This is a genomic window from Marinomonas sp. CT5 (assembly GCF_018336975.1).
In the GTDB taxonomy this organism is placed as follows: domain Bacteria; phylum Pseudomonadota; class Gammaproteobacteria; order Pseudomonadales; family Marinomonadaceae; genus Marinomonas.
Window position 1 is genome coordinate 4,231,165 of the sequence record NZ_CP025572.1, and the last position, 19,006, is coordinate 4,250,170.

At 44.7% G+C, this 19,006-nt stretch carries 24 protein-coding genes; 4 read left to right on the forward strand and 20 right to left on the reverse strand.

Going from position 1 to position 19,006, the window contains the following annotated elements:
* Positions 1-49 precede the first annotated feature (49 nt).
* Both C0J08_RS20140 and C0J08_RS20145 read left to right on the forward strand, forming a co-directional pair.
* A complete protein-coding gene (locus tag C0J08_RS20140) occupies positions 50-745 on the forward strand; it encodes a transposase (RefSeq protein WP_212653679.1) in 696 nt (231 codons plus the stop codon).
* Positions 746-1,132: 387 nt separating this feature from the next.
* Positions 1,133-1,366, forward strand: a complete 234-nt coding sequence (locus tag C0J08_RS20145; protein ID WP_212653680.1) for a hypothetical protein — start codon at positions 1,133-1,135, stop codon at positions 1,364-1,366.
* 447 nt (positions 1,367-1,813) lie between these two features.
* Here the strand turns inward: C0J08_RS20145 and C0J08_RS20150 are convergent, their stop codons facing one another.
* The 19 genes from C0J08_RS20150 to C0J08_RS20240 form a co-directional block, all read right to left on the reverse strand.
* On the reverse strand, positions 1,814-3,397 hold the full coding sequence (locus tag C0J08_RS20150) for a ComEC/Rec2 family competence protein (RefSeq protein ID WP_212653681.1): 1,584 nt from the start codon (positions 3,395-3,397) through the stop codon (positions 1,814-1,816).
* 167 nt (positions 3,398-3,564) lie between these two features.
* Positions 3,565-4,161, reverse strand: coding sequence for a hypothetical protein (locus C0J08_RS20155; protein ID WP_212653682.1), 597 nt, complete (start codon positions 4,159-4,161; stop codon positions 3,565-3,567).
* Between the two features lie 137 nt (positions 4,162-4,298).
* The gene (locus tag C0J08_RS20160; RefSeq protein WP_212653683.1) at positions 4,299-4,901 is read right to left on the reverse strand and encodes a GNAT family N-acetyltransferase; all 603 of its coding nucleotides are present in this window, start codon (positions 4,899-4,901) and stop codon (positions 4,299-4,301) included.
* A 228-nt stretch (positions 4,902-5,129) separates the two neighbouring features.
* Positions 5,130-5,396, reverse strand: a complete 267-nt coding sequence (locus C0J08_RS20165; RefSeq protein ID WP_212653684.1) for a hypothetical protein — start codon at positions 5,394-5,396, stop codon at positions 5,130-5,132.
* Between the two features lie 13 nt (positions 5,397-5,409).
* Positions 5,410-5,598, reverse strand: a complete 189-nt coding sequence (locus tag C0J08_RS20170) for a RebB family R body protein (protein ID WP_212653685.1) — start codon at positions 5,596-5,598, stop codon at positions 5,410-5,412.
* A 100-nt stretch (positions 5,599-5,698) separates the two neighbouring features.
* Positions 5,699-5,980 (reverse strand): RebB family R body protein, encoded by a 282-nt coding sequence (locus C0J08_RS20175; RefSeq protein ID WP_212653686.1) that lies wholly within the window; start codon positions 5,978-5,980, stop codon positions 5,699-5,701.
* A gap of 8 nt (positions 5,981-5,988) precedes the next feature.
* Entirely contained in the window at positions 5,989-6,252 is a 264-nt protein-coding gene (locus tag C0J08_RS20180; protein WP_212653687.1) for a hypothetical protein, read from the reverse strand.
* Positions 6,236-6,658: a RebB family R body protein gene (locus C0J08_RS20185; protein ID WP_212653688.1), complete on the reverse strand. Its 423-nt coding sequence runs from the start codon at positions 6,656-6,658 to the stop codon at positions 6,236-6,238. Before C0J08_RS20185 ends, C0J08_RS20180 begins: the two co-directional genes overlap by 17 nt.
* 84 nt (positions 6,659-6,742) lie before the next feature.
* Positions 6,743-7,036, reverse strand: coding sequence for a hypothetical protein (locus C0J08_RS20190; protein ID WP_212653689.1), 294 nt, complete (start codon positions 7,034-7,036; stop codon positions 6,743-6,745).
* 62 nt (positions 7,037-7,098) lie between these two features.
* The gene (locus C0J08_RS20195; protein WP_212653690.1) at positions 7,099-7,362 is read right to left on the reverse strand and encodes a RebB family R body protein; all 264 of its coding nucleotides are present in this window, start codon (positions 7,360-7,362) and stop codon (positions 7,099-7,101) included.
* Positions 7,363-7,471: 109 nt separating this feature from the next.
* The gene (locus C0J08_RS20200; RefSeq protein ID WP_067342295.1) at positions 7,472-7,732 is read right to left on the reverse strand and encodes a RebB family R body protein; all 261 of its coding nucleotides are present in this window, start codon (positions 7,730-7,732) and stop codon (positions 7,472-7,474) included.
* A gap of 48 nt (positions 7,733-7,780) precedes the next feature.
* Positions 7,781-8,041: a RebB family R body protein gene (locus C0J08_RS20205; RefSeq protein ID WP_067342298.1), complete on the reverse strand. Its 261-nt coding sequence runs from the start codon at positions 8,039-8,041 to the stop codon at positions 7,781-7,783.
* Positions 8,042-8,099: 58 nt separating this feature from the next.
* Positions 8,100-8,360: a RebB family R body protein gene (locus C0J08_RS20210; RefSeq protein WP_067342300.1), complete on the reverse strand. Its 261-nt coding sequence runs from the start codon at positions 8,358-8,360 to the stop codon at positions 8,100-8,102.
* Between the two features lie 49 nt (positions 8,361-8,409).
* A complete protein-coding gene (locus C0J08_RS20215; protein ID WP_212653691.1) occupies positions 8,410-8,670 on the reverse strand; it encodes a RebB family R body protein in 261 nt (86 codons plus the stop codon).
* Positions 8,671-8,913: 243 nt separating this feature from the next.
* Positions 8,914-9,114, reverse strand: a complete 201-nt coding sequence (locus C0J08_RS20220; RefSeq protein WP_212653692.1) for a RebB family R body protein — start codon at positions 9,112-9,114, stop codon at positions 8,914-8,916.
* A gap of 97 nt (positions 9,115-9,211) precedes the next feature.
* Positions 9,212-10,369: an AraC family transcriptional regulator gene (locus C0J08_RS20225; protein WP_212653693.1), complete on the reverse strand. Its 1,158-nt coding sequence runs from the start codon at positions 10,367-10,369 to the stop codon at positions 9,212-9,214.
* 279 nt (positions 10,370-10,648) lie between these two features.
* Complete coding sequence (locus C0J08_RS20230) at positions 10,649-11,977, reverse strand: MATE family efflux transporter (protein ID WP_212653694.1); 1,329 nt, start codon at positions 11,975-11,977, stop codon at positions 10,649-10,651.
* A gap of 100 nt (positions 11,978-12,077) precedes the next feature.
* Positions 12,078-13,316 carry a multidrug effflux MFS transporter gene (locus C0J08_RS20235; protein ID WP_212653695.1) on the reverse strand — a complete coding sequence of 413 codons (1,239 nt, stop codon included), beginning with the start codon at positions 13,314-13,316 and terminating at the stop codon, positions 12,078-12,080.
* Between the two features lie 62 nt (positions 13,317-13,378).
* Positions 13,379-14,737, reverse strand: coding sequence for an amidohydrolase family protein (locus tag C0J08_RS20240; RefSeq protein WP_212653696.1), 1,359 nt, complete (start codon positions 14,735-14,737; stop codon positions 13,379-13,381).
* A gap of 565 nt (positions 14,738-15,302) precedes the next feature.
* On the opposite strand from C0J08_RS20240, the gene C0J08_RS20245 reads away from it, so the two are divergent.
* Together C0J08_RS20245 and C0J08_RS20250 are read left to right on the forward strand one after the other, a co-directional pair.
* Entirely contained in the window at positions 15,303-16,313 is a 1,011-nt protein-coding gene (locus C0J08_RS20245; RefSeq protein WP_212653697.1) for an ABC transporter substrate-binding protein, read from the forward strand.
* Positions 16,314-16,434: 121 nt separating this feature from the next.
* A complete protein-coding gene (locus C0J08_RS20250) occupies positions 16,435-17,379 on the forward strand; it encodes a LysR family transcriptional regulator (protein WP_212653698.1) in 945 nt (314 codons plus the stop codon).
* Positions 17,380-17,470: 91 nt separating this feature from the next.
* On the opposite strand, the gene C0J08_RS20255 is transcribed toward C0J08_RS20250, so the two are convergent.
* Positions 17,471-18,979: an aldehyde dehydrogenase (NADP(+)) gene (locus tag C0J08_RS20255; protein ID WP_212653699.1), complete on the reverse strand. Its 1,509-nt coding sequence runs from the start codon at positions 18,977-18,979 to the stop codon at positions 17,471-17,473.
* Between the last annotated feature and the right edge of the window lie 27 nt (positions 18,980-19,006).

Genomic DNA, 19,006 nt, shown 5'->3' on the forward strand with positions numbered 1-19,006 from the left:
TGACCCCAAGCTCCCAAAGTAACGATACAACCATATACAAGGATTGTTCATGGCCAGACTACCCAGACTCTGCCTTCCCGGCGTACCACAACACATCATTCAAAGAGGAAATAATCGACAGGTGTGTTTCGCTTCAGAAGAAGATTTTATCGCCTACGCCCATTGGCTTACAGAATACTCACAGAAATTCAATGTCACCATCCACGCATGGGTATTCATGACTAAGCATATTCATCTTCTTGCAACTCCCACAACCAACAACGGCATATCACAAATGATGCAAGCCCTCGGCCGGCGTTACGTCAGATACTTCAACCACACCTACCAACGTAGCGGCACACTATGGGAAGGCCGATTCAAATCCTGTCTCATCAACGCATCCGAGTATTTACTCATCTGCCAACGATACATAGAACTCAACCCAGTCCGAGCAAACATGGTAAACCACCCCGCCGACTACAAATGGTCAAGCTACCGCTTCCACGCCCAAGAAAGCGACAGCCTCAGCGCCGCATTCTGGCAGCCACACCCCATCTACTTCGGCCTAGGCAAAAACCAAAAGCAGCGAGCCGCAAACTACCAAACACTATTCCATGGCCACATGGATGAAAAAAACACACAACAAATACGCAAAGCCACACAGCAAAACATGGCCCTCGGCAACGAAAGATTCAAACAACAAATAGAACAACTCACCAACCGCCGAGTCACACCCCTAAAACCTGGCCCGAAAAGTAAAGAGTGAAGGAAGTGTTGGGGTCAGATCAAGAAACTAGGATAGCCATAACGATTTTGAAACTAAGAATTACTATATAAAGACTCACTTGTTGAGCCTTTGCATTGAGTTTTTGATCTGACCCCAAACTTGTGGCAGTGGGGGTCTGAACGCTGGGATCGTGGCAACGGAGATAGTGGCTACGAATGGTATGGGGCTGACACAAATGGAGAAGGTCAGGTTTATACAGTAGGTTCGTCAGGCGTAGGAGCATCGCGTTTCGGCGCGTATTGGACCGGATCCGGCAGTGCCGGTCCTCGGTCGTCGACATGGCACTATGAGCCGTGGGCCTCGAGCGACAATATCGCGGCCCGTGGCGTCTGTGACCACTTTGAATCTTTGTAGGGAGAAAGCAACATGCGTGGAAATGTAAACATAGTAAACACAGCGGATGATCTCGAATCATCAACAATAACACGAGAGCAAGTGATTGCAGCTGCAACAATAAAAGTCAGAACTGATGCGGCCGTTTATCCAGATGATTATGACACTACGCTAAAAGAAGGCGATGAAGGATATATAGAGCCGGATTATCAGTATGATGAGAAAATTGACCAAGCGGTGTTAGATCGATTCGGGATTATTCTTTAAGCATTTAGCCTAGCGACTAAAGCAAATCAAAACAAAAAAGCGGTTTATCTTAACCATAGATAAACCGCTTTTTTTATGTGCCAAGACAGCAGGCAAACACCGCCAAAAGAGTCGCTACATGACAAGAAGTGTTGGGGTCCGATCTTGAAGAGTTGGGGTCAAAGTGTTGGGGTCAGATCAAGAAACTAGGATAGCCATAACGATTGTGAAACTGGGATTTACTTTATAAAGCCTCACTTAATGACCCAAATATTTGATCTGACCCCAAACTCTGGGGTGCGATTGTTAGTCTAGGATAGCCGTAACGTTTGTGAAACTGAGAGTTACCATTTAAAGGTTCTCTGGAGGACTAACGCATCTCGACGTCTTTCCGGATCGCATGCTTTCGATTCGTTGAGCCATACCCAAACCCCGCCCGCGTCCTATTTTTTTGTTTTATTCTCGTTTTCATTTGTTTTCGTTTTTTATCTTTACCTTATCGTTTTTTGTTAGTTTGATCAGTGCGTCACTTATTACGACGCTCGCGTTGTATTTGTTGACGAAGTTTCTCATAGCAGCTGGCACATATTCTCGCATGTTGTTTTGATACGTTTTTGAGTCGATGACTAGAGCATACATGTGTTGTGTTTTTTGCACGCTTTCTTCCTGCGCGTATGATTCTTCGTAGTTATCGTCGTTGACCATTGACGAGTCATCCGTATTTTCTTTTCGTTCTTCTTCGATCTTTTCCATAAGTTGTCCGAGTTGTTTTTGTTCTTTTAGTTGCGGTCCGAACTTATTGTATCCCGTGGAGTTGAATGTATGCCCTGAGCTGATCCATATTGCGTCGTTGTTTAGCGTGCGTATTATTTCTGGCGGCGGCAAGTTCGAACCACTACTATGGTGGGCTATTTTGAAGTAATTGAATATTTGTATGTTTTCACCCATTCGTGCTGCGATAGCTTTGCCCAGTTCTACCTGACCGTCCTTTTCCATGTCGCCTATTGTCAGTATGCATGCATCTTGAGCGTTTATTACGATGCCTATGCATGTGTCGTTACCTATTTTCGTTTGATCGTTGTTGTTGGGATCTTTGGCAGATTTCATCTGCGGTTGGTATATTTGCATGTCCCATGCTTGTCGTTTTATTATTAACCATTGTGCACTCCGCACTCGTACCCATTCGTCTTTTCCATTGTTTTTCGTTCCTTTCAGATTATTTAGGTTTACGAACCCATTCGTGATCTTTGTCACATTCGATGGTTTTGATACGCGTTGGTGTTTTTTTGTGCGGTTTCTAAACCATGTCACGAACGCGTCGGGTTCTGCTGTCCCCCCCCCCGTGTGGTCGTCATGCCAGTGAGTTATTACCAGTATCAGTTCGTTGATCTGTAGTTGACATTGTTTGTGATTCAATATATTTGTGATGATAGTTTTTAATTTTTCGCGCATCTTTGTCGTACCCAGGTCTACGACAAGTAGTGTGGTACCCATTATGGCGAAAGCGCAGTCACCCGCGTAATTACCTTTCCCACCACCTAGTTGCCACCAGAATGATGTACCGTCCACCAATGCGTTTAGGTTACTGTCTATGTGTTTGTTATATTCCATACTCCGGAGACCGTATTCATGTATTTCTTGTGCGATGCGTTGTTCTTCCAGTGTCATCCCCGCGTTTGGTTTGTTACGTGTCGCGATTCGTGCGTTTTCTATTAAGCTTGGTTGAGAGTCTGTTTCAATGCTGTTTTTTTGTTGTTGATTCGATGTTTCTTCATACCGATTTTCTTTTTCTTCTTGTTTTGCTGTTTTTGCTTCGAAGATGCCTTTTAGCCATGCCGTTGATGTTTGATCTGTAGGTTTTTTTTGTTTGATGTTATCTGGTGTTTCATCATCTTCGCTCTGATTCAAATTATCTGAGTCATCGAATTGTTCCTCACTCTGTTTTTTTTCGTGTATGTTTATGTTGATTTTTTTGAGGTTATTACCTTGTGACGTGTCGCCTCTGAACGTCGATTCGTCTAGTGTCACACCCTTTCGCTTTTTAGGTTCCATTTTGTATCCTTTATTGTTGGCGATTCCACATGATGTTGGTTTTTAGTCGGTTCTTTTCTTATTTGGTTTTTGCATTTTTGTGCTTTATTCGCTGTTTTTTGACGTTGAAAGTTTTTTAGTTGTTTCAGAGATGTTGGGGCAGATCCACAACTTCAGTTGTGAAGGTGCTAATTTAGTAACGATTTACCCCGCACCCCGTACCCTATCGCTTCCATTCCCCCGTCCAATACGACACCGCCCTTGGCCCACACCCACCATCGTTTTACATAAGTCGCCAAGGCTTCTGGCGAAGCCCCTTGCTCATAAAGCCGGTGAAACAGCTCTTTGTTTTTGTGGAAAGAATGATTTGTAATGCAGGTTTTGTTCATCGTCAGTTGATAGTGGCGTGTGGCTCGCAGCGCGGGGCGGTTGTGCCCTTGTGCTGTAGCGGGAGCATTGGCCGTATCATGCGACGTATGACTGGGTGTTGTCGTATTAGAAGGTGCGTGTTGGTTGGGCGTGTCGTTTGTCCCTGTGGGCGTTTTTAACGTCACCAGTTCAATGCGATATCCCAACCAGTCGTAGCCTTTATCACGTACCCTGAAATAGAGAGCGCCGATAAAGGTTTTCTTTTCTGCTTTAGAGACACATAAGGTCTCTAAAACACGATTCATTTTCTTCACGGCCTTGCGCAGGTGCCATTGCTTACACAGCTGAGCGTACGCGGCGTCGATTATTTGATCGCTGCATAGTTGCTCTATGGTGATGGGCGTTTGGCGGTTCACGGCGTTTGGCTCCTTGGTGCTTAAGTAAACAAATACAGTTAACGTAATGTGTTGCTATGTCTTTACTGTAGTTTTTTGGTGTTAGAAAAACGCGTTCGAATCGAGGTGTTTTGCAGGGCAATGCGTGGAATTGATGATTAAATTCGCACCATAAAACACAACACACGTTTGTTTTCATGCCTTAATTCACCCTGCCTCACAAAGCCCAACCTCTTGAGTAAGGCGATGGAGGCGTAGTTATGGTCAAACACCTCGGCACTGACGCGTTTTATACCTTGATGTTTTATTTTCGCGAGTAGGATCGAGATGGCTTTTTTACCCAGTCCTTTTCTTTGGTAGGCGGGAAATACCCAATAGCTGAGGTAGGCTTCGCCGTCGCTGTGTAGGCCCCATGCACAGCCGCCGATGAGGTCATCTTTTACGTGGTTTTGTTGCAGGAAAATGCCATATCTATGCTTATGGGAATAGCCCTGCCCGGTGACTAGGCGTTCCGCTTGCGCTAAGGAGCGAAGCGGTTCTATGGCAAGGTCAGCGCATTGTTGGTCGGTCATCCATTCGAGCAAGCGCGGGGCGTCCGAGAGTTGCAAAGGCCGTAAGCTTAAAGAAGGTGGCTGGTCGTTTTGAGTGACGCCCCAAGACGCTCTTTGAGCCAAGCGTAATGGCGGCAATAAGGGATTACTGTCTAATGAGATACTATCCAATGGGTGGGCTTGCTTTGGATTATGCTGAAAGTTGTGCACTCTATGTGTAACCCCCACTCCGTCTTAGTAACATCAGAACCCAGCAAAAGATGCTTTTACCGCGGCTTCAAAAATAGGGTTGACTATGCAAAGTGAAATGGCAACAAGCCAAGCGAGCATGATTATATCGATGATTCTCATAAGGTTTCCTTTGTATCGAATGAAAAAGTAAGAGCGCTAGTTTAAGCAGTGACAATCTGTAAATACTTGGTCTAAACGCGGGAGAAATCAGCCAAAACCTTTAGCCACATCAGCGGCTTTGGTGCCCAGTTCGGCGAAGTTGGCGGTGCCTTTTTCCATGACTTTTTGCGCTTGTTCTATGACGGTGATGTATTTTGGGTCGCCAGTGGCGATCAGTTCGGCCATGGCAACACCAATGGCCGTGGTGCTAATGGTATTTAAATTGCGCAAGTTATCCGCCGCGTCTTGCACAGCAATGGCGGTGGATTGGGCGATGGATTGGCGGGCCTTGTCGGTTGCGCTTTCATTGGCCATGGGTCATCTCTCATTAGCCGCCTTTTCTAAGAATTAGCGCACAAGCGGTTGACGTAGCCGCATTGCTGATAGTTTGCATACCTTGCTGGATGGTCACAGCATTTTGCATCTGTAGCCCCATGGTGTCGGACATGGCTGATTCGGTCAGTTGATCAATCATCACGGTGACTTGCTGTAGGTCTTTGGATTTATCATCACTCATTATTCCTCCAGAAACGAACATGTGGTTGGGACTGAAAAAGGCCAATATCTCCTATTGGCCTTTTTTCTGGTCATCTTGCTGGATTCAAATCGCACAATTATTATTGTGCGTCTTTCTCCACTATGCCTTCCGAGGCTCGACTCAATACTGCTGTACCAATCGCTGCAAGTGAGTTCACACCTTGTACGGTGGCCGCTTGCATTCCAATATTCGCTTGCTGCTGAGAGCTGGTCGCGTTGCTATTAAGATTAGACATAGCTAATCCCATGGCAGTATATAAATTGCCCATGGCGCTGGCGGGACTACCACCTAAAACTTGCGAATTTACTTGGGTTAGGGAGTCTGTAACTTGTTCATTGACGACGAGTGGTTTCTTAGCCATAACAACCTCTATTGATTATTTGTTGGTAGCAAGCCTTCCAGCTGCTGGTTAATTTTGTCCATTTCTTCTTCGAGACGCTCTTCGAGGGAACTTAGTATTCCGGTGACTTCTTGGCCGACTTGTTCCACCGCTTTATTTGCGTCTGAAACAGAGAGCTTTTCATGAGTGCTATTGATCATCTCTTCCACAACCTGCAATTGCTGACTGGTAAACGCTTCGATCTGCTCTAATTGCGCATTCATGTCAAACTTCAGTTCACTCAGCTTTTCCATCATCCGCTCCTTTTTTTCTTCCAAAAAGAAAACCAAATAAACTCAGCCGTGACTTTTTCTTCTTTTCCTTCTTTTTGGGCTCAAGTACTTCTTCGGCCTCATTATCTTGTTCATTATTGAGGCTATCGTCATTGAGTTTGCTGGCAGAAGAGGAAAGAGGCACAGCGGTTTTCGTTTGCAACAGTCGTGCGCAGGCATTGGTGATAGAAGCCGCGGTTGTCATATGCGACTGCTGCTGATTAGTCACGGCGTTATGCATCGATAAACCTAATGTATCGGTTAACGTCGTTTCTAATAGGCTAGTAGGCTGCATCGAAAAAGACTGTAACGTATTAAATTCTTGTATGGCTGCAGCTGGCAGCTCTTGTTCAAACTCGTTTTCAAAGCGCATGTCCTGCTGTGTCATCTTCACTCCTTAAATGCAAATCTCAATAGTCAAAGGTGGATGGATTACATCTCATGCAATAAGCATTGAGAAAAGTGTTGGTTACTATGAAGTCCTGTCATACAGAACACTGGCAATTTTTTCGCCGACGGCGCCAAAGTTTTCAGCCCCGTTGCTAACCACATTTTGCGCTTGAGTGATGATATCCATGTATTTGGTATCGCCTGTTTCAAGCAGTTGACTCAATGCGGTGCCAATGGCTGTCGTGCTCAAAGTATTCAAATTACGCAAGTTGTCTGTGGCATCCGCTAACGCCATGGCAGTCGACTGAGCAACGGACTGGTTAGCGGCGTTTAATGCTGACATATCTGCGTCAGGCGGTGCGTTTAGTCTCTTCATCTAATTCTCCTACGAAAATGTCACTCTGACCCGCGAAGACAGGTCAGAGCGTGATAACGGCCTTAGGCGTCTTTTTCAATAACACCTTCAGCACTGCGTCCTATAACAGAACTGCCAATAGCCATTAGTGAGTTCACACCTTGCACCGTAGCGGCCTGCATGGTGATCTGAGCTTGTTGCTGAGCCGCCGTCGCATTATGGGCAGAGGTACCTAATGCATGACTGGTTGACATCAATAAGTTACCCATCGCCATCGCTGGCGTTTCACCTACGACTTTAGTGTTTACCTGGGTGACCGAGTCTGTGACTTGTTCATTAACTGGCATAAAGATGCTCCTTTTCAATTAAGAGGGGGACCACAGAAGACAATGTTGACGCGTTCTGCGATCCTTTTTGAGGAATTTAATGAGATATAAATCTCACATCAAAATGGTATTAACCTGGCTCAATGATGCCTTCAGCACTGCGACCAATGACCGAAGATCCAATAGACATCAATGAGTTAACACCTTGCACTGTGGCAGCCTGCATGGTGATTTGAGCTTGTTGCTGTGCCGCCGTCGCATTATGTGCAGAAGTGCTCAATGCATGGCTAGTTGACATCAACAAATTGCCCATCGCCATAGCAGGCGTTTCACCAACCACTTTGGTGTTTACCTGGGTAACTGAGTCGGTTACTTGTTCATTAACTGGCATGGTTTAACTCCTTTCTTTTATGAATATTTACGATTAGTAATGGCTTAATTAGCCTTTTTCGATGATGCTCTCAGCACCACGACCGGTTACCGCTGAACCGATTGCCATCAGGGAGTTAATTCCCTGAACAGTTGCAGCCTGAATGGTAATTTGCGCTTGTTGCTGTGCCGCCGTTGCGTTGTGGGCTGACGTACCTAACGCTTGACTGGTAGACATTAGTAAATTGCCCATGGCCATAGCGGGTGTTTCACCAACAACTTTGGTGTTTACTTGGGTAACTGAATCGGTAATTTGCTCATTAACTGGCATGTTTTTATTCCTTTACTGTTTAAGTTGATAACAATATAAAGCTAACGCTAACGTCGAATTAGCCTTTCTCAATGATGCTTTCGGCACCTCGGCCAATGACCGCAGAACCAATCGCCATCAATGAATTCACACCTTGCACAGTGGCAGCTTGCATGGTGATTTGAGCTTGTTGCTGAGCCGCTGTTGCATTGTGAGCTGCTGCGCTTAATGCATGGCTGGTCGACATAAGTAAATTACCCATGGCCATAGCCGGGGTTTCACCCAAGACTTTGGTATTTACCTGCGTCACGGAGTCGGTGATTTGTTCATTTACTGGCATTATTTTTTTCCTTTTCTGTTTTATGAATGAGCGAGCATTGCTTTATGAATTAACCTTTTTCGATAATTCCTTCTGCTCCTCGGCCTGTGACAGCAGAACCAATCGCCATCAAAGAGTTAACACCTTGTACGGTGGCTGCTTGCATCGTAATCTGTGCTTGCTGCTGAGCCGCCGTTGCATTATGGGCCGCGACACTTAATGCATGACTGGTTGACATGAGTAAATTCCCCATGGCCATAGCTGGCGTTTCACCCACCACACTGGTATTTACCTGTGTAATGGAATCTGTGATTTGTTCATTTACTGGCATAACGTACTCCTAAAAAGTTTATTCAATATCAACTTACACTGGCGGTTCGACTGGTCATATGGTGACTAGCCATTTCCGTTGTTTGGCTGATTAACACAAATCATTCGCCCTGAACCATCACAGGGAATTGCTTACGATTGCCCTATTCACTTACCTGACAGAATCGAAAATTGCAGCATTTGTCATGCCTGAGATAGGCTCCTTTCTTAGTGCTAGAGCTGACAAATTTGAGCACTAGTCAACTTAAGAACCTTTTGCTGCTATCGAGTAAATAAGCCCTGAGCCTAATGCCGTATTAGTAACCGTTATGGTCTGAATCTGTTGCTGAGCATGAGTAGCATTTTCAGAGGCTTTACCCAATGAATCCGCCACCATATTCAGATACATATCTCGAGAGCTAACCGGTGCCCATTCGGATAACATTTTTTCTATATCAATTGGCATATTCGATTCCTTTATTTACTTCTTAAAATTGATATTAAGCATTTCTTTTCTTATAAACTCTGTCCTAACGATTAATAATCTGGTGTTTTCAATGCAATCACATACTAAGAGAAATATTTTTATCTAATCGTAGTTTTTGGCGATATTGCCTTGGTGTACAGCCAATATAACGTTTAAACATTTTTTCAAAGTGACTTAAATCACCAAATCCAGATTGCAAACTAATATCGGTTATTTTCATCTGAGGGGATGATTCTATAAGTTGCTTGGCGTACCGGACTCTGACCTGAACCAATATAGATTTAAAAGATAAATCTAAATGGTTTCTAAAAAGAAAAGAGAGGTGTGAAGGGCTAGTGCAAGCCATATTGGAGAGATCAGAAAGCGATATATCTTCTTTAAAATTTTCGCCTATATATATTATGGCTTTCTTAAGACCAGGATGAACGTGATCAAATTGTTCAATATCTTGTGCCAGTATTTTTCCAATCGTGTCAAATTGATCATTTGTTTTTTCAATAAGATTTAATGCAAGAACGTCTTCTTTGGTTATGTTGCCATCACAGCCGGAGGCCAATAAAAACAACACTCTTTGCAACTGATCTAGATTTTCAGGCCAGTCATAACTTATCAATAAATCTATGGCGATGCTTTCTACATGACTAAGAGAAAATTTATTAAGGACATAATCGATGTGTAACTTAAGATCTTCTTTTCTCTCTCGTAATGCGGGTATATGTATTTCTAAATGAGGCACGCTAGAGCCAAAGATCTTGGCTATAAATTGAGGAGAATCAAAATTAGAAATTAACGAATTAGTACAAGAAATAATAAGGCGAGTTTTATTTTTAAATAACTTTTTATTGAAATCAGTTCTAGTAAATACGTCGATTAGATAGGTTTTAACATTCTCAGGCAAAAGATCAACTTCAGATAGATAAAGTGTTCCACCTGGAGAATTTGATATACTTTTTTCTAAAAACCTATTATAGCTAACAATGTCTGCGATATTAGAGGGCACGTATATAAAAGACGCCTTATCAAATCCTCTACGTTTATGTATTTGCTTTGCTACTGAAACCTTTTCAGTACCGACCTCTCCAGAAATAAAAATTGGGTAGCTTATTCTCGAAGAGAAATCTATTTGATTACGAATCCGAGTAATATTATAAGATTCACCAATAATAGGATATTCCTCTTGAAAAAAAAAAGAACTGTCGGATTCTATATTTGTATGATTTTTATTGTCTTTCACTTCAAATTCCTTTTGTATAGTTATGATGTTGAACATATATACTAAGTCTGCATCATTTTTTTATATTGGCTAAAAACATTATTTTTTCAGTCAAAACGATTAAGTAAATGAGTCTGGAGGCTTAAAAAACTGAGAGAATTGAGAGGAGTTTGAGAGAATTGAGAGAATTGAATAAAAAAATCACTCTATAAAAATAATATAGAGTGATTTAAAAATAGTAATCATCAAGATAGAGGAATTAACAAAACAACAATTAAAACAACAATATTATTTTCTTATTCATTTTAATGAATATACAACTTGCTTAAGCGCTCTTCGATACATACTCCAAGCACACACACCGGCCAGCACATTACCAACCAAAACACCAAAGAATAAACCTTTCAGTCCCGCAATCTCTGAACCAACCCACAAACAAGGTAAGAAGAAAGCAAATAGACGCAATGCCGAGATAGTCAGAGCCGTATAGGATTTGCCTAACGCATTAGAGATAGACACCATCAACATACAGATGCCGAGTAAACCAAGGCTCACGGGGACTATCATCAGATGCCAATGCAATATCGACGAGACTTCTTCGTCGCTGGTCATCAAGTTCGCCAACATGCCAGAAATAAAGAAGGTAATCACCGCGATCGCCAATTGAAAGGATAAAACAAAGCGGCACGCCAAGCGCACAACGTAACGCACATCGTCCAAACGGCCTTCACCGAGCAAGCGCCCGACCATAGGCGGCATAGACATAGTCAGCGCCAACACAGCGACGATAGAGAAAAATTCAAAGCGCGACCCCAGCGCCCAAGAGGCGACCGCCGCCGTACCAAATCCAGCGATCAACTTGGTCGCTAACATAGAAGACACTGGCGGTAATAACTGACTGATCATGGCCGGCCCCATGATATGACCAATAGAAGCCAAACTTTTGCCAATATTCAGATCTTGCCAATCAAAAGTAATCCAATGCTTGCGCGCTACTTTGGGCGCAACGATCAAGGTGCCCAGACCAAATGCCACGGTCGTTGCCATAGCCGCACCATTCAAACCAAGATCCAAGGTAAAGATAAAAATCGGGTCCAACACTAGATTCAACATGCTGGTAACTATCATCATGATACCTGGCAACATGGTGTTCCCATTAGATCGACAAATGCTGTAATAAAAATAGATAAGCGCCCCAACCCATGCGCTAAGCAGCCAATGGGGCCAATAAGAATCGATAACGGGATAGACTGAATCTGGCGCGCTCAATAACGCCAAAATAGGATGACGCAATAGCCAAATAATCACGCTAAAGAAAGCAATCCCCACGCTACCCATCAACAATACCAAACCACCTAACTGTTTGGCATAACGATTGTTTCCAGCGCCCAAAGCACGGGAAATTATCGCTGTTGTGGCAATGCCTAACCCCACCTGCAGACCAATCACAATCATCTGAATTGGCAAGGTAAAACCTTGTGCAGCCAAAGGCAAACGTCCTAACTGTCCGATAAAAGCACTGTCCACCAGCTGAAAGCTCATCAAAGACAACACACCAAACAACATGGGCCATGTCATAGAAAAAAGCTGCTTAGCTAGGGAATCAGATTGGAGAACATTAGAGGACATAGATGGGCTCAAATTAAATAACAGAGCCCATAGTTTACCTTATTTTGCTATAGACAGGACGTAGACAAACAGACGGATTAAAACAATGCAGAATAAAATCTTATTCTTCTGGATAGGTTTTGCTGGCGAGGTAACCGTATCTCAGCATGATCAAGGCGACGGCCGAAAACAACACAAAACCAACCGCCAAAGGAACAAGGGTAAAGTTATAAAACTGCCCCAAGATCGCGGCCAAAATAATGGCAATCAAACTGGAAAGAGACGAAATCAGAGAGGTTCCAAGCCCAGCCACTTTACCCAATGGCTCCATCGCCATCGCATTCACATTGCCAAAAATCATCCCAAGGCAAGAAAACATCACCACACCCAACACCATGAATAAACCAAAGGGCGGCACGCCATCAAAACTTAAAGACAACCCTAACAAAATCAGCGCCATGGTTAACATCACACTTAATGCACCAACCACACAGCGCAACATGCCGACACGCATCACGATCTTGCCATTAGAGAAGTTAATAATAGCGGAACCGATCGCTAAAATAGCGAAGAACAATGGGAAACGATCACCCGTCTCATACACATCCTGAAAGATCGACTGGGCGGTGCTGATATAAAGCATAACCGCACCAAACACACAGCCTAACAAAATGGTGTAAGCCACCACATCACGACGGCTTAAGACAAACCGAATATCTAACCAAATACGCTCCCAACGCAGAGGAATACGGTTTTCTATGGCTAATGTTTCTGGCTGACGTAATAACAACCAAATACCGGCGACGGCAGACTGCGTCATTAACAACACAAAAATCCAGCGCCAATCAGCCATCTTAACCACCAACTGCCCTACCGAAGGCGCTAACATAGGCACAAGAAGAAAGATCATCATCACAAAGGACATAATACGAGCCATGGCCGCGCCTTTGTACATATCTCGAATCAAGGCCCGCGAGGCAATCTTAGGGCCTGCGACACCAAAGCCTTGAATCATTCGCCCGATTAAAAACGCTTCAATCGAAGACGCTAGCAAAGCAATTACAGACCCAACCAAATAAACACTAATGCCTAGCAAAATACTTTTCTTGCGCCCAATCGCATCTGACAAAGGACCAAATACTATCTCGCCAAATACCATCCCCAAAATCATCGCTGAGACAATCCACTGGGTTTTCTGGTAGTCCACAATCGCCAAAGACTCCGCAATATGTGGAAACGCCGGCAACATGGCATCCATACTTAACGCAGTGAGAGACATCATTAGAGCAAATAAAGCCACTAATTCACGCTCAGATAAACGTTTTATTTGTGAGATAGGTTGTGGAGTTAAGAGAGACATCCTTTTCCTTAGTGATGGATAAAATAGGGCACTAGTTTACTCGCTTCCTATGGCTTCTCCAATTAATTAGACGGAGCTCTCGCTAACAAATCTTGTACAGCGTGTTTTACCTCTCGTGTTAACTCAAACTCATCCACACCAATTACTTGGCCGTTTTCTATCACCCGCTTACCGTTAACAAAACTGTGTTTAATTAGCGCAGGTTCACCACATAAGATGGGCGCTTCTAATGGGCTGTGGACGCCAGCAAAACGGGGGGCATCAAGAGAATACAAAACTAAATCCGCCGCATAACCTTCAGCAATTTGACCTGTTTTTAACCCTAAAAGCTCGGCTCCATTCTGCGTCCCCCATTTAAGTACCTGCTCTACTTTTGTGGCCGCAGGGCCGCTATGTGTTCGATGTAATAACCAAGCGAGATTCAATTCTTGAAGCATCGAAGCATTTTCACTAGAAGCAGATCCATCCACTCCCAAGGTAATAGGAATACCAGCATTTTCCATCGCCAGAACTGGCGCAATACCACTACCAAGTCGACAGTTTGATGTTGGACAATGAGCTATTCGAGTCTGAGTTTGTGCTAGTAATTCAATAGCATGCTCATCCGCTTGCACTAAGTGAGCAAACCACACGTCATCGCCTAACCAATCACATTTGGCAGCATAATCTATGGCGCTCATGCCAAAATTTTGTTGTGCCATTTGTTCATCAAAAGACACTTCTAATAAATGAGAGTGACGAAGCAAATTACGCTCTCTTGCCCATTGTGCGTAACTGCGTAAATCTTCTGCTGGAGAGGTATGAATCAAACTCGTAGGCGCAACGACCAAACGACGCATACTAAATGGACTGGCATCATGATAACGCTTATAGGAAGCATCGAGCCGATCGAGCGATAAGTCCAAAGTCTCGGGGTTAATACCACTGTCTTTCATGCCTTTGTGGCTACCTTGCGCAGTAGCCGCCCCACGACATAAAACCAGACGGATACCCAAGTCTTCCGCTGCGCGCCAAACCGCATCTTCTAGCTCAGGAGACGTGTTCGCATGATACAAATAATGATGATCGGCACAGGTCGTCACGCCAGAACGAAGTTGTTCATACAAACCAAGCTTTGCTGCAACATACATTAAGTCAGGAGTAATCTGCGGCCAAAAGCGATAAGGCACACTGGCCAACCATTCTCCTAATCCTTGGTTTAAACCTGCTGGTACGCCTTTTAAAATTGATTGAGCAAGATGATGATGAGTATTCACAAAACCCGGATAAACTACGCAGTGTGATGCGTCTATTAATTCATCGTCAGACTCGCGATCTAATGTGGGAGCAATGGCGACTATCACGCCATCATGAATACGGATATCTTGAGGAATTTCATAACCTACAACGGCTTTGGCTTGGCGGATTAAATACTGGGGCATAACACTCTCCTTTTATTAGGAAAGAGCAATGTCCAGGCCATAAGGCTTAACCGCTTCTACTCTTTAAATTCTAGATCGAATGAAACGAAAATAAGCAAACCCTATACCAGTCTTAATAACATCAACAGGCATGCCTCATAATAGAAAAATCGTCCTATTTGGCGCACTATTACTCATACTTATTAGTGCAAGGATGCCATTCATCGCCCAACTCAAGTGCATAAAAAGAACGAAACCTCACTTAATGATCCGCTTTATAAGCAAAATTTCTGGCCTGCTTGTTGCTTAGTAGTAAAAAGCGCAAACATTTTATGCGCTGCAATGAGTAGAAGCGGTCAAATTTGGTATCAAGTGTCAACAAACCAAGTTCGGGCATTGCTCACTGCCTTATCGACAACCCAAAGAGGATGTCGAAAGGGAAGTGACAGCCGTTTCCATTTTACTCGACTGTGTACCCAGCCCTCTCGCTCTTTCCTCATCTTGTTTTCTTTGTGGTTGTTTCAGAGATCAACTTTGGCTTGCCTTGAAAAGCACAGCGAAACTAGGATGAAGCATGGAGAAAACAATGAACCAAACACGAAGAACCTCTCTCTTCCAAACTATCTGCCTAGCTGGGGTCATCACATTTACAGCGTTAAGTGCAAATACCGCATTGGCCGCTGATAAAGTAAAATTTCAGCTCGATTGGCTACCAGGAGGCGACAAAGCGCCAATTTATGTGGGTATCAAAAAAGGCTTTTTCAACGAGATGGATTTAGATGTCACCGTAGCCAGCGGCCGAGGCTCCACCGACGCCATTAGTAAACTCGCTACAGGGAACGCCGACATGGGGCTATCTGATCTAGTCGCCTTGCTCATGGCAAAAGCTGAAAATGATGTTCCTGTTTCAGCGGTTTATTCTGTCTTTAGTAAAGCGCCCCACGCCTTTTTTGTACCGGCAGACTCAGACATAACACACGTCAAAGACGTTGCCGGAAAACGTATCGCAACCTCACCTTACACGTCATCAAATGTCTTCTTACCTTTGCTTCTAGACGTCAATGGCGTTGCTCCAAGCAGCATTAAATTGGTTAAAGCGGACGCTGGTGCCTTAAACCCAATGTTACTTTCCGGTAACATCGACGTCGTGATTTCTTGGGTAACTGACACTGTGATCTACCAACAACAAGCCAAAAGTGCTGGCCAAACATTGCGCGTGTTACCTTGGTACGATGCGGGGTTAGAGTTCTACTCAACGTCCGTGATTGCCTCAGATCGCTTTATCAATGCGCACCCAGATACCACAAAGCGCTTTGTAAAAGCCTATAAAAAAGCCATCGACTACACTTGGAAGCACCCTGAAGAAAGTGGAAAAATCGTTCATGAGATGGTCCCAGAAGTCGATGCCAGTACAGCGACGGACACCATTAATTCCATTAAATCTTTGGTATATAACGCCGTCAGCGACCAAGATGGCTACGGTGCATTTACTAAAGAACGACTCGCCACAACATGGAAATGGACGGCAAAAGCGCAGAATATTTCAGTGGACAGCTTCAATCCAGAAGCTGCTGTAAACCGCCAATTTATACCTTAATTTAGGGTCATACCCAAGAGGTCAAAAAAGCCCATTTTTGGGCTTTTTTTATTGTTATTAGACGAAAATCGCTTCCATTTAGAGTAAGATGACATTATTAAAAATAACAATAGAGGTCGATATGGATATAGGTCTGGCCAAGCATCTTAAACTTAACCAATTACGCTTAATTTCGGTCATTGCCGAGCACGGTCAGCTCGGTATTGCGGCGGATGAAATGGCGATGACACAACCTGCAGCATCGCGTATGTTGAGTGAAATAGAACAAACCATTGGTACACGTTTATTTATCCGTCACGCCAAAGGCATGGAACCAACTTTAGTCGGGCAAGCCGTGGCACGTCGCGCCCATAACCTGTTGGTAGAATTGCGTGACCTTGCTCGCGAAGTCGGTGAGCTAAAGGAAGGTGGCGGTGGCACCACAGCCATTGGTGCAGTAACTGGTGCGGCGGTGGGGTTTGTCATCCCAGCCATTCAGCAGTTACGAGCCATAGCACCAAAAGCCGAAATTGATATTAACGTGGATACCAGTGACATTCTGGTACGTGATCTTATCGCCGGACACAACGACTTTGTGCTCGCACGAATTCCCAAACAATACGACGCCAACGAGTTCGAAATTTACCCCGCTCGCACGGAATCGGTCACTCTCATGGTTCGTAAAGACCACCCATTAGCCAGTTTAGATAACGTGAAAATTCGTGACCTTGCGCACTTTGAATGGGTCATGCAATCCCACCGAGCGCCAATACGTGAAGCCGTCGAGGCGGCTTTTATGGAAGAACGTGCCGAGCTGCCATTGAGCATAACCAATAGTACGTCTTTATTGGCATTGATTGCCATTCTGGTGTCTTCCAACGCCATAGCCCCAATGGCAAGGGAAGTAAGCGATTTATTGGTTGGACACCAAGTAAAGGCCGATTTGAAGGCACTCAAACTAGACAGAAAAATAATCATGAGCCCTTATTATTTGTTGCAAATGCGCGGTCGCCAGCTATCACCCCTTGCCAACCAACTGAAACGATTGGTGCTGGCTGAGCTGGAACAAAAACCCACCAATACTTAAACAAAAAAAAGCGAGTCGGTTGCTTTCAAAACCGAACTCGCCTAATAACCCGCCTTGGGCTCTTAACAAAAATTATTTCTAAACCTAACAACTAACCAAGCAGATCTTTTGGCAGCAAGGCTTGTGGAATATTCTGGTAACACACCGGACGTAAGAAACGACGAATCGACAAAGTACCGACCGAAGTGGCACCAAAGTTTGTCGACGCTGGATAAGGCCCGCCGTGAACCATGGTGTCGTTCACTTCTACCCCTGTTGGGAAACCATTCGCCAACAAGCGACCCGCCTTACGTTCCAATACAGGCAACAGCTTCTGACAAGCGGCATAATCAGCCTCATCAAGATGAATGGTGCAGGTTAATTGGCCTTCCAAATGACGAGCTAACTCAACCATTTGTTCCACACTGTCCGCCAATACCACCAAGCCAAGTGGGCCAAAGACTTCTTGATGCAATGTTGGGTTATCCAACCACGCCTGACCTGTCACCGTGAACAAGTTAGGTAACGCGGTGCGATCCTCCGTATCCGCCTTACGAACAACAGACGAAATGCCCGTTTTCTCAAATGCAGCCACGCCAGAGCGATAAGCATCCGCAATACCATCCGTCAGCATGGTCTGCGCGCCAACTTCATCCAGCGCCGCACTTGCTGCCGCAATCATGGCTTTTGAGTCTGCGTTATCCAACATCACAGCAATACCTGGATTGGTACAAAACTGGCCCGCGCCCATCGTTAAGGAACCAGCCCAACCTTTGCCCAACGCTTCCGCTCGATTTTTCAACGCTTCTGGCATCACGAACATAGGATTCACAGAACCCAATTCACCAAAAAATGGAATGGGTTCAGGACGCGCCGCACACAAATCAAACAAAGCACGGCCACCCGCCAAGCTGCCAGTAAAACCAACCGCTTTGATCAATGGATGCTGAACTAGAGCTTGGCCAACTTGGCGATTTCCTCCTTGGATAAGAGAAAATACACCCGCTGGCATCTTGCAACGTTGAATTGCTTTATCAACCGCTTGCGCCACTAATTCGCCCGTTCCAGGGTGCGCAGAATGCCCTTTCACCACGACAGGACAACCCGCAGCCAACGCGGCCGCCGTATCACCACCCGCGGTGGAAAACGCCAATGGAAAGTTAGAAGCGCCAAACACAGCCACAGGACCAATCGGACGCTGAACCATGTGCATTTCTGGGCGTGGCAAGGGGGTACGATCTGGCAAGGCTTCATCGTGACGACGATCTAAATATTCGCCTGATAAAATACGCTCAGCGAACAAACGCAATTGTCCTGTGGTACGGCCGCGCTCGCCTTGTAAACGTGCTTCAGGTAATCCCGTTTCTTGTACACCAATTTCGGTGATTTGATCACCTAATACATCAATTTCATCGGCGATGGCGTTTAAAAACGCCGCTCTCTCTTCTCGAGAAGAATAACCAAATGTCTCAAAAGCCGCCTCGGCTGCTTCTACTGCCGCATCCACATCAGACACGCGACCAACGGCAAATTCATGAGAAGGTCCTGTTGCAGGCGATGAAGAAAATGTCGCGTCGCTCTTTATCCATTTACCGGCAATAAAATGCTGTCCCGTTAACATACTCACTCCTCTCGTTAATAAATTAAA